We start from the raw sequence: 12,412 nt of genomic DNA on the forward strand, positions 1-12,412 counted from the left end.
TAAGTAATAGTCGTTAGTCGATAGTCGTTAGTCAATAGTGCTGACGCACGCATACTCTGACGACTATCGACCAACAACTATCGACTCATACTTCATGACTCCTACCTCTATTCGTCCTTTATGGAAACCCGACCATCGCTTTCTGGAGCAGTCGCTCATGAAACAATATATGGACTGGCTGTTTGTGAAAAAGGGGCTTTACATTCGCAACTACAACGACTTGTGGGAATGGTCGGTGACCGACCTCGAAGATTTTTGGGAAAGCATCTGGCAGTTTTTTGATATCCAGAGTCATACCCTGTACCGGCAGGTCATTATCAAGCCCGACCGGGGCATGATCGGTACCCAGTGGTTCGACGGGGCCAGGCTGAACTATGCCGAACATATTTTCCGGCATAAAACGGCGCAACGCCCGGCTATACTGTTCCAGTCGGAGCGGCAAACGACTACCCGGCAGCTTTCGTGGGCCGAACTCGAACGACAGGTGTCGGCCGTGGCCGCGTTTCTGCGGCAGAACGGCATTGGTCCCGGCGACCGGGTAGCGTCGGTGCTGCCCAATATTCCCGAAGCGGTTATTGCCTTTCTGGCGACAAATGCCGTAGGGGCTGTCTGGTCGAGCTGCTCGCCCGATTTTGGTACGGCCAGTATTGTCGACCGGTTTCAGCAAATAGAGCCTAAACTGCTGTTTGCCGTAGACGGCTACACCTACAACGGCAAGCCTATCGACAAAACCGACGCGTTCCGGGAGCTGCGGCTGGCGCTACCTACCCTTAAAAAAGTGGTCTGGTTTCCCTACCTCGACCCGGAGAGCCGGCTGGAGCGGTCTACGCTTTGGGAAGATGTCTTGTGGACGTCGGCAAACGGTCTGGAGTTTGAGCCGGTGCCGTTTGATCACCCCATTTGGGTACTGTACTCTTCGGGCACCACCGGCAAGCCCAAAGCCATTACGCATAGCGTGGGTGGTTGCCTGCTCGAACACCTGAAAGCCCTGGCGCTGCACCAAGATGTGCGGCCCGGCGACCGGTATTTCTGGTACTCTACCACCGGCTGGATGATGTGGAATTACTCGGTAGCCTCTCTGCTGGCGGGCGCTACGCTGGTGCTTTACGATGGGTCGGCCGGTTACCCCGGCCTGGACGTACTCTGGAGTCTGGCCGAACGGACCCAGATCAACCATTTCGGCGGGGGGGCTGCATACTACCTGTCTTGCCTAAAAGCCGGTATCGAACCGGCTAAAACGCATAAGTTGACCGCTTTGCGCACCATCGGCTCTACCGGTTCACCGCTGCCGCCCGAAGGCTACCGCTGGATCTATGAGTCGGTCAAAAAAGACGTCTGGCTGATTTCGCTCAGCGGAGGAACCGATGTATGCAGCGGCTTTGTGGGCGGCTGCCCGGTGCTGCCTGTCTACGAAGGCGAAATTCAGGCGCGGCTGCTGGGCTGCAAGGTCGAAGCGTTCAACGAAGAAGGCCGGCCCGTGCGGGATCAACTGGGCGAGATGGTTATTCTGGAGCCTATGCCCTCCATGCCTATTTATTTCTGGAACGACCCCGGCAACAAGCGCTATTTCAGCAGCTATTTTGAGCAGTATCCGGGGGTATGGCGGCACGGCGATTTTATCCGGATTACGGAGCGCAACGGTGTGATCATTTACGGCCGGTCAGACGCTACGCTCAACCGCGACGGTGTCCGGATCGGCACCGCTGAAGTATACAGCGCTGTAGAAACTATTCCCGAAATTGCCGATAGCCTGATTATTGGCATTGAGAAGCCCGGTGGGGCCTACCTGATGCCGCTTTTTGTGGTGCTGCGGGAGGGGCAGACACTATCGGGTGAACTGGTGACCCGTATCAAACAAACCCTGCGTTTGCAGTGCAGTCCCCGGCATGTTCCCGATGCCGTATACGCTATTCCTGAGGTACCTTACACCATCAGCGGCAAAAAAGTAGAAGCGCCTATCAAGAAAATTTTGTCTGGGGTTGATCCGGCTGCGGCCGCCAGTAAAGACACGCTGCGGAATCCGTCAGCCCTCGATTTTTTCGTGAATATGAACCTTGAGAGTTTGGGGCAAAGTGTGTAAATTTAACAACACTGCCTGGGTCGCTTTTCCGCAGTCTTTCTCGGTTAGCCGTTTCATCTACCTTACAGGTAGATGAAACGGCTTCTGGCATAGGTTTGGTGGTGAATTTGGCTGAAACGCGTAGGCCGGCAAAACACTATTCACCAAACAGCGCGTTTTTACGTTTTATCCAAGTATGATAATTGATTGACCTATGGCAGAGAAAGAGGAGTTCGGCAAGGCCGCAAAGGAGCGGATTCAGAACGACAAGGCAACGGTTCGTTTGCCGATGATACTGGGGGTCACGCTGGCCTCGGGTATGCTGATCGGAGCGACGTTTTTTGGAGGGACCAAAAGTTTAACCAACATTGGTCGCGGCTACACTAAATACAAGGAGATTCTTCAACTGATCGAAAACAACTACGTTGATACCGTTAATACTGAGGAACTGGTTGATTACTCCATCACCAAGATGCTGGAAAAGCTTGATCCGCACACGGCCTACCTGAATCCGCAGGATGCGGTGGCCGCCCGTACGCAACTGGAAGGTGGTTTCGATGGCATTGGGGTCGAGTTCAACATCTACAAAGATACGGTGTATGTAGTTACCCCGCTGGCCGGTGGTCCATCTGAAACAGCTGGTATCCAAAGTGGCGATAAGCTTATTAAGGTGAATGATACTCCCCTGACCGGCGAGAAAGTTGATAATGGCGTGGTGTTTAAAACGCTGCGTGGCCGGCGCGGTACCGAAGTCAGCCTGACCATCCTGCGCAAGGGGGAAAATGAACCCCGGACTATTAAAGTGATGCGCGACCGCATTCCTACCTACTCGGTTGATGCTGCCTATATGGTAGATGATAAGACCGGCTACCTCAAAGTAAACCGGTTTTCTGAGACTACCTACGATGAATTTAAAACGGCCCTGGCGTCGCTGAAGCAGCAGGGCATGACGCAACTGATGCTCGACCTGCGCAACAACCCCGGCGGCTATATGGACCGGGCTACCAGCATGGCCGATGAGTTTATCTCCGGCAACAAGCTGCTGGTGTATACCGACGGTAAAGACGACCGCTACGACCGCCGGATTCATGCCCGTATTGCCGGTCAGTTTGAAGAAGGAGCACTGGTGGTGCTGGTAGACGAGGGGAGTGCCTCGGCCTCCGAAATTGTGGCTGGTGCCCTGCAGGATCACGATCGGGCGTATATTGTAGGCCGCCGGTCGTTTGGTAAAGGCCTGGTGCAGATGCCGGTTCAACTGACGGATGGGTCTGAACTGCGGCTGACGATTTCCCGCTATTTTACTCCTAGTGGCCGCAGTATTCAGAAACCCTACGTACCGGGTAAGGAAGGCGACTACGAAAAAGAACTGGAACTGCGCTCGAAACGGGGCGAATACTTCATTGCCGACAGCATTAAGAATGATCCGAAACTGAAGTTTCAGACCGCCCACGGCCGGGTTGTTTACGGTGCCGGCGGCATTACTCCCGATTATTTTGTGCCGCGCGACACCACCTGGCAGACCAGCTACCTGGCGCAGTTGCTGGCTAAGAACATTACCCGTGAGTATGCCCTGGAGTACGCCAATACGAACCGCAAAAAGCTGGAGAAAATGTCGTTTGACGAATTTAACCGGTCGGTTGTGTTCACAGACGCTATGCTGCAGCAACTCGTGAAGGATGCCACTCAGCAGGGAGTTAAGTTTAACGAGAAGGAATATAACCGCTCGAAAGACTTTATCCGGACGCAGGTGAAAGCGTATGTAGCCCGGTATGTGTACCAGAAGAATAGCCGGAACGGTCAGCAGAACGAGTTTTATCAGGTGATGGCCGATGCCGATAATACTTATCAGAAGGCCTTGACGCTGTTTGATCGTGCCCGCATGCTGGAACACGGTATTCTGACCACTCAAGTCGGCAAGTGACGGGATATACCCAAACGTAGCCGGAAGCGCAGACGCTGCTGTCTGCCTTCCGGCTATTTTTTATTCTTTCCGGCCAAACTGGTAAACAACACCGAGGTATGAATACAGGATACCACTTTTAAAGTCACGGCGGGAGAATGGCGAAATCTCAAAAGCTACCCGCAGGTTCGGTAAGGTGGTTACCGGAGCCACCCGCACCCCCGCATGCAGTGAGTACCCCTCCAGCACCCGCGCACTAACCAGCGTGTTGAGGGCGTTGAACCGGACACCCAGCCCGGCATAATACGCTGCCGATTGCCGGCGGCTGATGGTTATCATCGGGGCCAGGGTAGTGCTCAGCGACCCAAACAGCGTATTGGTCTGCACGCGAGCGTCGACCCACAGCGGCCGGTTGGGGTTGGTGCTGACCGAAAACAGAGAGTTGAACGGGTAATACGCTACCGAAGCCTGACCGAATGCGGATATGGTGTTTACGTACAGAAGGATGGTAACGACCAAAGCGGTTTTTTTCATGCCGCAAAGATAGTCCTCAGTATAATACCGTAAGGGTACCCTGATACCGAATTCCCTTCAGGTTTGTTTCAATCCGGAACGTGTATAAGCCAGGGTCGACCCGTTCTCCTTTGTAGGTGCCATCCCAGGGTTGCCCGTATCCCTTTGAATAATAGATTACGTTGCCCCAGCGGTTGAAGATATATACCTCACAGGCCGGAAAGTTATGCACACCCTGAATCACCCAGGTGTCGTTCAGACCGTCGTTGTTGGGGCTAAAGGCCGTTGGAATAAACATCCGTTCGATCACTTTCACGCGAATGGTAGCCTCGGCCGTGCAGCCCAGAAAGGTACTGACCCGGAGCTGGTAGGTTTTTGAATCATCCGGATTCGTGGTGGGGCGTAGCAGGCTCGGATTGCTTAGCCCGTCGGGGGGTGACCAGGAAGCTTCTTTAACAGGCACCCGGATGGCTACGGGCATCAACGTCGGTTCGCCCCGCAGCACTACCAGTTCTTCGGGCAGGCTCAAGCCGATTTCGTCTTCCACCCATACCGTGCGGGTTTGCTGGTTGCGGCATCCGTTGGCATCGGTATAGGTGTAGGTAATGATATGCGGACCCGTGCCCGCTATGGCCGGGTTAAACTGATTGCCGGTAACGCCGGGTCCCTCGTACTGCCCCCCGGCGGGCGAGCCCATCAGAGGAACCGCTTGTTGCCTGTCGCATACCGGAGCAATTGAATCGAAACGGATGGTGGGGAGGGGCGTCGCCGTAACGGTAAATGGGGCCGATGTTGCCTGGCATCCATTGGCATCGGTAATGGTCACCTGGTAGATGCCCGCCTGCGTTGTACTCAGCGTATTCTGGGTGGTCAACTGCCAGAGGGAGCCGTTGCGCTGCCACCCGTATCGCACCCCGCCCGAGTAATCGGCAGACAGTTGTACCGATTCATTGCCGCAGATAACAGCCAGGGGGGCGGCTGTCAGGCTGCTTTTTGGCAGTGGGTTTACCTGTACCTGAAGGCTGCTGCGGCCGGGGCAGGTATTGCCGGTTTCGTAATACTCGACCGTATAGGTGCCGGCAAGCTGAGCCGTAATGGAAGGGGTGTTTGGCTGGTTCAGGGCGCTATTGTTATAATACCAGCGCAGGGTGCCTTTGGTCTGACTGGCCTGTAGCCCTACGGAGCCACCCTCGCAAAACGTCAGCGGGCCCGTGGCGGTCAGGCCGACGGTGGGCGTGGGGATCAGGCTGACGGTTACCCGCTGCGAGATGGTGTCTTTGGCGCAGACATCGGCCAGGCTTTTTACGACTGTATAAATGCCGGGTTCATTCACCGTCAGAACGGCGCCGGTGGCTCCGGCAATATTTACGTTATCTTTTTGCCACTGGAGCGACCATTTCGGGTCGGTCTGGGTTTCGAGCTGGGCATTGCCGCCCTGGCAGAAAGAAATGGCGGTGGCCGGCTGGTAGTTGCTGGTAACCACCGGGGCCGGCGGAGTCATCGGGTTACAGTCTTTGACCATCAACTGAAACTCCCGGCGGGCCAGTCCAATCCGGACTCCATTCCGCATTTCCATCACTTCCACCGCAAAGACAAACAGGCCTTCCTGACCGGCGGTGAGAGACAGCTCGCCGGTGCGGTCGTTGATCTGCAGCGGCACAGGGCCCGGAATCATGGCCTGGTTGCTGAAGCCGGGTTGCCAGATAGCGGTTGGGTAGGAGGTGCGCGACTGTGGGTTGGAAGGGAGGCTCTGCGCCTGCGTTGTATAACCGATCAGGGGCGTAACCAGGCGGTAGCGGAGTTCGTCGCCGTCGGCATCGTTGGCCGAAAAGCGAAGCTGAAACGGTTTGTTGACGCAGGCGTATTTTCCGTTTGGCAACACAAAGTCGGGAGACGAATTAATGAGGTCGCGGCCGTTGGGGCGCATGGCGGGAAACTCCAGGTAAAAGACCATGCCTACCTGACCCGGACTAACGATGTTGCTGATGGCCGCATTGCGGCAGCAGCGCTCCCAGACAATGTAGTAGCCGGAAGCATCGGTGTAGCGGTCGGGATTGAACCGTACGTCGGCCGTATAGCGTACTTCTGACGTACGCAGTCCCTGCGAGCGGGCGCAGACCGGGTTTTCGTAGGAGAACTCCTGCTTACTGCTGCGGTTCAGTTGAAACTGATCCATCAACTGCCGGGTACGCAGGCTGTATACATACACTGTCAGTACGGTTTCGTAATTACCGGCATTCCCACTTCTGGCAATGCCGTCTTCATCCCAGAACTGATTCAGGGTAAGCCGAAAGTTACCCGGCTGACCAAGGTACGCCATATTGATGTCTCCGCCGACAATATGGTTGGCCAGTAGCCGGGCAGCCGGTAACAGCCAGGCTACCATACACCAATAAATCCATTTCGGGTAGGTAGAAATGTTCATACGCATCAATCAGGCGACAGGCATAGAGGATCCAAAGATTAAAGATACTCGGAAGTACGTAAAAAAGCGGCTCTATGGCCGCTTTTTTACGCTAAAAATCTGTCGAACAGACTATTTACCGCGTCATTTTGCTCAGCTTGCCGGATGCCTGCATCTGATTCATTTTCTTCATCATCTTCCGCATCTCGTCAAACTGTTTCAGCAAATTATTCACCTGCTGAATGGTGGTGCCGCTACCAGCCGCGATCCGGCGTTTGCGGTTGTTGTCGATGATGTCGGGCCGCTCGCGCTCCTTCGGCGTCATGGAGTTGATCATGGCTTCGATGGGCTTGAAGGAGTCGTTGTCGATGTCCAGATCCTTCACCATCTTGCCCATACCCGGTATCATGCCCAGCAGGTCTTTGACGTTACCCATCTTCTTGATCTGCTGTAACTGCGACAAAAAGTCGTTAAAGTCAAACTGGTTCTTGCGCATCTTGGCGTTGATGCGCTTGGCTTCGTCTTCATCGAAGGCCTGCTGCGCCCGCTCTACCAGCGAAATTACGTCGCCCATGCCCAGAATCCGGCTGGCCATCCGATCGGGGTAGAATACGTCGAGAGCTTCCATTTTCTCGCCCGTGCTGATGAACTTGATCGGCTTGTTCACCACCGTTTTGATGGACAACGCTGCACCACCGCGGGCGTCGCCGTCGAGTTTGGTCAGCACCACGCCGTCGAAGTTCAGCCGTTCATTGAACGTCCTGGCCGTGTTCACGGCATCCTGTCCCGTCATGGAATCTACGACAAACAGGGTCTCCGAGGGGTTCAGGGCTTTTTTGAGGTTCTCCACCTCCTGCATCATGGCTTCGTCGATGGCGAGACGACCGGCGGTATCCACAATCACCACTTTCTTACCCGTTTTGCGGGCGTGGGCCAGGGCGTTCTGCGCAATCTGAACGGCGTTTTTGTTCTCCGGTTCGGCGTATACCTCCACACCGACCTGCTCTCCCAGTACTTTCAACTGGTCGATGGCCGCCGGGCGGTAAATGTCGCAGGCGGTGAGCAGGACGTTGCGGCCCTGCTTTTTGAGGTGGGCGGCCAGCTTGCCGGAGAAGGTGGTTTTACCCGAGCCCTGCAGACCCGCTATGAGAATAATGGCCGGATCGCCTTTGACGTTGATGCTTTCGGCTTCACCGCCCATCAGGTCGGTGAGTTCTTCCTGCACGATTTTTACGAACAGTTGGCCGGGTTCTACAGCAATGAGTACCTTCCGGTCGAGGGCTTTCTGCTTAACGCGGTCGGTGACTTCTTTGGCTACCTTATAGTTAACGTCGGCGTCGGTAAGTGCCCGGCGCACCTCCTTCACGGTAGTGGCGACGTTGATTTCGGTAATCCGGCCCTGCCCTTTGAGGGTCTTGAAGGCCTGATTCAGTTTATCCTGCAGATTCTCAAACATATACTACGTTATTATCCGATTTGATCCCGGTCGATACCGGCTTGTTTTAATAAAGAGAAGAACGTTCCTTTCGCCATATCCCGGTTACCATGAACTGGGACAGGGAGGGTGCGGTTCAATTCACTATTGAAATAAATATGGTGACTGCATTTATACGTTTCAACTCCCAACCTCGTTCCTCAAGCGTTTGGGTGAATAATCCATTAGCTACCTAGTTAGGTTGGGAGTATTCAGCCGACTGATTCGCGAGTGGATCGGCTACGTTTATCGAATATTCAAACGTATCGCTGTCGTCGGGAATTTCGATTCCCTGCTCGGTGTAAACTTCGAGGCATCCTTCTGCCGCTTCGCGGGCCATTTCAATAGCCTCTTCAATGGTTTCTCCCCAGGTAACACAGCCAGGAATCGATGGCACCATTGCTGTATAGGTGCCCTCCGGCTCTTTCCGCAAAATAACCCGGTACGTGCTTTGCTTCATGCTGCCTTTGTTATGCCCTAACCACAAAGTTAGTGATTTTTGGCGGGACGTTGTGAATCCTAGCGGCTTAAGTTATCTTTGGGATATACCTGTTAAATCCGTTGTTTGTAAAGCTATGGCTGTTGAGGTGGGCGTGAAAAAGATAAGCATACACGAGTTTCGGAATCTGGAGTTCGACGAGAACGATAGGCACTGGTATGAACTTTTAGATGGTGAACTTGTAAAAAAAAGCCCCAACGCCCGCCCACCAGCGCGTCGCCCGGAAACTTACCCTGGCATTAGACGCATTTATCAGCCAGCATAACCTGGGAGAGTTGTTTTTCGCCCCCGTTGATGTGTTTCTGGACGATACCAGTTCTCCACAACCAGATTTGGTTTTTGTCGGCAAAGCAAACGAAGTCATCGTTACTGATAACGGCATTGAAGGCGTTTCCCAACTGGTAGTAGAAATCATTTCACCAACCTCCGTGGTGCGCGACCGGGTTACCAAAAAGGAGCTATACGAACGCTTTGGCGTTAAGGAGTGCTGGATTGTTGATCCGTCTGACCAGGAAATAGAAATCTACACGCTCGAAAACGAGCGGTATGAGTTGCTGAGTGCCGCTTCGGTGCTGGAAGGGGAACTAAAATCCAATGTGCTGGACAGCGTTGTGCTGGATGTAAAGACCCTGTTTTAGGTCTATTGCTGCGAACGCAAACCCAGTCGGTTGCCCTCCGAATCTTCGAACAATCCCATAAACCCCTGCTCCGGGCTAATCTGCGTTTTTGGCCGGATGACCTTGCCGCCCGCCGGTTCTACCCGGTCAAGTAGCTCCGCTAAATCATTGCCACCGTCGAAAAAAAGTAACGCGCCTTCGTGGGAAGGTACATAGGCTGGGTGCTGCACCAGCGCACCCTGACCGCCGGCAAGCAGGCCCATTTTCAGATCACCTAAATCTAAATGCATTACAGGATTATCGAATAGTCGACCGTAAAAGCCGGCGGCACGGGCTAAATCGGAAACGGGTATTTCGAACCATTTGACAGAAGGCTGCATGAGAAGAAAGGTTTGCGAGTTCAGGTGTAAGTTACGGTTTTTACCGTTTGGCCATATCCGCATAGGTATTGTTCTTCCGCATTGCTTTCAGATAAGCCACCAGGTTGTCCGGTTTCTGTCCTGCCTGAAAGACGGCATTTTACCCAGTCCCAGCGAAAAGGCTTTACTACGGACCCGGAATTTATTAGCGATACCCGGAACAGGAACCTGGGGAAATGGCCACCCGGCGGCTCTTTATCCCTGCGGGTGACAGGGCTGGCAGTGCATCATATAGACCTGCTGGCCGTAGCGCCCCGCCGTCCAGCGGAATGCGCATGACGGCCCCGCTGCACGGAATCTGCCCTTTAATGACCTGGTTGGGGGGGCGAAGGCGTACCGTAGGGCAGAAAGGTACCCGTGGTAACCTTGTACTGTCGGCCAGTACGTTTTCGGTGGAGTAATTCTGGCCCGTGAGCGTAATGTCCTGGCACGGAATATCATGGAAGTTGGGCTGGCGCTTCAGCCAGCCGGACTTGAAGGTATCTTCACCCACTACGCCACTGTTGGTGGCGGTGCGGTAGAAAAATACAGGTAATTGTCGTTGCCGATAACCGGGCCGTTGGTGTGATGATCGCCCATAGTGGGCAGGTTAGCGATGAGAACCCGGCGCTCCCCATTGCGGGACACGCGGACGATAGTATCCCCGGCTGTTTCGCCCCCTTCGGCAATATAAAAATAACCGTTGCGGCAGGTGACACTATTCCAGGGGCCCCCAGACAAAAAAGCGGGTCAATGCCCGCCTTTCTGCTTTTCAAGGTATATCAATTCCCAAATCTGAACCGCGACGGCGTACCAATTCTCAATCCTACTTGCCTTTGGACTCTTTGGGTTTGAGCAGTTCGGCCCGCTGATCCTCGCGGAGGGTCGGGTACTTGATGCCCAACTGCTCCAGGTAGGTTTTATACTTGCTGGGGTCGTAGTAGTATTTCTTCAGCTCCGGTTTAAATTTGGCCATGATCTCCCGGTTCAGGTATACGGCCGGTATTTCCTTGGGCGAAATCAGCGGGGTGTACTTCACGTCTTTGGTTTGCTCCTCCTTGTAATACGCCCAGGCATTTTTGATCAGGTCGGGTTTGGTCAGCAGGTCGAGCAGCGTCATGGCTTCGGCCTTGGCACCGGCAATGATCCCTTTGTGGGCAATGGGCGTCGCCATCGAAATAGCGTTGGACCAGTGGTGACCCGGCAGGCCCGGAATGTTGGACGGGTAGCGCAGCACCACCGTCGGCAGCGACCACGAAATGTCCGCAATATCGTCGGAGCCGGCGTTCATGGATATGGCCTGTCCGCCCATCATCATGGTTGGGGCACCGGCGGGCAGGCCGATGGTGTCGAGCGTACTGGCCAGCCCTTCCACTTTGGGCGCCTGCATTTCCATCTGGCTGGCTTTGGCCAGTAGCTGATCTTCTTCCGACCAGGTCGGCAGGCCAACTTTCCGGATGTTCTCGTACATGGCCTCGGCAATGGGTTTGTTGAAGTGCCCCGGCCAGGCAGACCCCAGAATCTCGTAGGTAAACTTGGTGTCGGTCATTAGTGCAGCACCTTCCGCTATTTTCACACCGGTGTCGAACAGCTTCTTGATTTTGGGGTAGCTGCGCTCGCGGAAATAGTACCAAACGGCGGCTTTAGACGGTACTACATTAGGCTGATCGCCCCCGTCTGAGATCACGTAATGCGAGCGTTGGCTGATCTCCAGGTGTTCGCGCCGGAAGTTCCAGCCGATGTTCATCAGTTCGACGGCATCCAGGGCACTCTTGCCGCGCCAGGGTGCCCCGGCTGCGTGGGCAGCCTGCCCTTCAAAACTAAACTTCACTGATACCAGACCCGTGTTTCCGGCATCACCGTACGAAACGCCCAGGTTATTGCCCACGTGGGTGAAGATACAGGCATCGACATCCTTGAAGTAACCATCCCGCACGTAAAACGCCTTAGCGGCCACGAGTTCTTCGGCCACCCCCGGCCAGAGCATCAGCGTGCCCGGTATTTTTTCCCGCTCCATCAGTTGTTTCACCGCCAGCGCAGCTACAATGTTGAGGGCCTGACCCGAGTTATGGCCTTCGCCATGGCCGGGAGCGCCTTCAACCAGCGGAGAATGATAGGCTACACCGGGCTTCTGGTTGGCTTTCGGTATACAGTCGACGTCGCTGCCGATGGCGATTACCGGCTTACCCGAACCCCAGGTGGCAATCCAGGCGGTAGGCATGTTGGCAATACCTTTCTGGATGGTAAAGCCTTCTTTCTCCAGCAGCGTCGTCAGGTACTTAAACGTTTCTTCTTCCTGAAAGCCTAATTCGGAGAAGCTGAACAGCATATCGTTGATCTGCTGACCGAGGTCTTTGCGTTTCTCTACCTCGGCGATAGCCTCCTGCTTTAATTTGTCGAGGCCCTTGTCGGCGGTTTTCGGTTTTTTGGGCTGAGCCACCAGCAGCGTCGGGAGCGACATTGCCAATAACAGCCATTTGGTAAAAATTTTCATGGAAAAGCCAAATAAAGTTAGGTTGTTAAGCGCATTACCGGATAAATATACGGA

The 12,412-nt window shown here is 54.4% G+C and carries 12 protein-coding genes; 3 read left to right on the forward strand and 9 right to left on the reverse strand.

All coding sequences use genetic code 11. The features are described 5' to 3' along the window. Window positions 1–94: 94 nt before the first annotated feature. Window positions 95–2,080: an acetoacetate--CoA ligase gene (locus tag ABD931_RS25085; RefSeq protein ID WP_345270773.1), complete on the forward strand. Its 1,986-nt coding sequence runs from the start codon at window positions 95–97 to the stop codon at window positions 2,078–2,080. A 193-nt stretch (window positions 2,081–2,273) separates the two neighbouring features. After that, window positions 2,274–3,980, forward strand: a complete 1,707-nt coding sequence (locus tag ABD931_RS25090) for a S41 family peptidase (protein ID WP_345270774.1) — start codon at window positions 2,274–2,276, stop codon at window positions 3,978–3,980. Window positions 3,981–4,040: 60 nt separating this feature from the next. Here ABD931_RS25090 and ABD931_RS25095 read toward each other — a convergent pair whose 3' ends face one another. The 5 genes from ABD931_RS25095 to ABD931_RS25110 all read right to left on the reverse strand — a co-directional run bounded on the left by ABD931_RS25095 (window position 4,041) and on the right by ABD931_RS25110 (window position 8,810). Next, the gene (locus tag ABD931_RS25095) at window positions 4,041–4,493 is read right to left on the reverse strand and encodes a hypothetical protein (protein ID WP_345270775.1); all 453 of its coding nucleotides are present in this window, start codon (window positions 4,491–4,493) and stop codon (window positions 4,041–4,043) included. Window positions 4,494–4,509: 16 nt separating this feature from the next. After that, window positions 4,510–6,897, reverse strand: coding sequence for a T9SS type B sorting domain-containing protein (locus ABD931_RS25100; protein WP_345270776.1), 2,388 nt, complete (start codon window positions 6,895–6,897; stop codon window positions 4,510–4,512). Between the two features lie 115 nt (window positions 6,898–7,012). Further along, window positions 7,013–8,332 (reverse strand): signal recognition particle protein, encoded by a 1,320-nt coding sequence (ffh, locus tag ABD931_RS25105; RefSeq protein WP_345270777.1) that lies wholly within the window; start codon window positions 8,330–8,332, stop codon window positions 7,013–7,015. Between the two features lie 11 nt (window positions 8,333–8,343). Beyond that, on the reverse strand, window positions 8,344–8,502 hold the full coding sequence (locus tag ABD931_RS29320) for a type II toxin-antitoxin system HicA family toxin (RefSeq protein WP_370469354.1): 159 nt from the start codon (window positions 8,500–8,502) through the stop codon (window positions 8,344–8,346). Window positions 8,503–8,543: 41 nt separating this feature from the next. Further along, on the reverse strand, window positions 8,544–8,810 hold the full coding sequence (locus ABD931_RS25110) for a type II toxin-antitoxin system HicB family antitoxin (RefSeq protein ID WP_345270778.1): 267 nt from the start codon (window positions 8,808–8,810) through the stop codon (window positions 8,544–8,546). A 290-nt stretch (window positions 8,811–9,100) separates the two neighbouring features. On the opposite strand from ABD931_RS25110, the gene ABD931_RS25115 reads away from it, so the two are divergent. Then, window positions 9,101–9,487 (forward strand): Uma2 family endonuclease, encoded by a 387-nt coding sequence (locus ABD931_RS25115; RefSeq protein WP_345270844.1) that lies wholly within the window; start codon window positions 9,101–9,103, stop codon window positions 9,485–9,487. Window positions 9,488–9,489: 2 nt separating this feature from the next. On the opposite strand, the gene ABD931_RS25120 is transcribed toward ABD931_RS25115, so the two are convergent. The 4 genes from ABD931_RS25120 to ABD931_RS25135 all read right to left on the reverse strand — a co-directional run bounded on the left by ABD931_RS25120 (window position 9,490) and on the right by ABD931_RS25135 (window position 12,358). Continuing rightward, on the reverse strand, window positions 9,490–9,909 hold the full coding sequence (locus ABD931_RS25120) for a VOC family protein (protein ID WP_345270779.1): 420 nt from the start codon (window positions 9,907–9,909) through the stop codon (window positions 9,490–9,492). Window positions 9,910–10,030: 121 nt separating this feature from the next. Continuing rightward, window positions 10,031–10,378 carry a hypothetical protein gene (locus ABD931_RS25125; protein WP_345270780.1) on the reverse strand — a complete coding sequence of 116 codons (348 nt, stop codon included), beginning with the start codon at window positions 10,376–10,378 and terminating at the stop codon, window positions 10,031–10,033. Continuing rightward, window positions 10,378–10,605 carry a hypothetical protein gene (locus tag ABD931_RS25130; RefSeq protein ID WP_345270781.1) on the reverse strand — a complete coding sequence of 76 codons (228 nt, stop codon included), beginning with the start codon at window positions 10,603–10,605 and terminating at the stop codon, window positions 10,378–10,380. Before ABD931_RS25130 ends, ABD931_RS25125 begins: the two co-directional genes overlap by 1 nt. An 85-nt stretch (window positions 10,606–10,690) precedes the next feature. Beyond that, window positions 10,691–12,358 carry an amidohydrolase gene (locus ABD931_RS25135; protein WP_345270782.1) on the reverse strand — a complete coding sequence of 556 codons (1,668 nt, stop codon included), beginning with the start codon at window positions 12,356–12,358 and terminating at the stop codon, window positions 10,691–10,693. Between the last annotated feature and the right edge of the window lie 54 nt (window positions 12,359–12,412).

The sequence above is a fragment of the Nibrella viscosa genome (assembly GCF_039541875.1).
Taxonomy (GTDB): domain Bacteria; phylum Bacteroidota; class Bacteroidia; order Cytophagales; family Spirosomataceae; genus Nibrella; species Nibrella viscosa.

Coding starts and splice junctions, on each gene's coding strand:
- ABD931_RS25110 (WP_345270778.1), bottom strand. CDS start 8,810: ATGAAGCAAAGCACGTACCGGGTTATTTTGCGGAAAGAGCCGGAGGGC.
- ABD931_RS25085 (WP_345270773.1), top strand. CDS start 95: ATGACTCCTACCTCTATTCGTCCTTTATGGAAACCCGACCATCGCTTT.
- ABD931_RS25090 (WP_345270774.1), top strand. CDS start 2,274: ATGGCAGAGAAAGAGGAGTTCGGCAAGGCCGCAAAGGAGCGGATTCAG.
- ABD931_RS25135 (WP_345270782.1), bottom strand. CDS start 12,358: ATGAAAATTTTTACCAAATGGCTGTTATTGGCAATGTCGCTCCCGACG.
- ABD931_RS25100 (WP_345270776.1), bottom strand. CDS start 6,897: ATGAACATTTCTACCTACCCGAAATGGATTTATTGGTGTATGGTAGCC.
- ABD931_RS25095 (WP_345270775.1), bottom strand. CDS start 4,493: ATGAAAAAAACCGCTTTGGTCGTTACCATCCTTCTGTACGTAAACACC.
- ffh (WP_345270777.1), bottom strand. CDS start 8,332: ATGTTTGAGAATCTGCAGGATAAACTGAATCAGGCCTTCAAGACCCTC.
- ABD931_RS25120 (WP_345270779.1), bottom strand. CDS start 9,909: ATGCGGATATGGCCAAACGGTAAAAACCGTAACTTACACCTGAACTCG.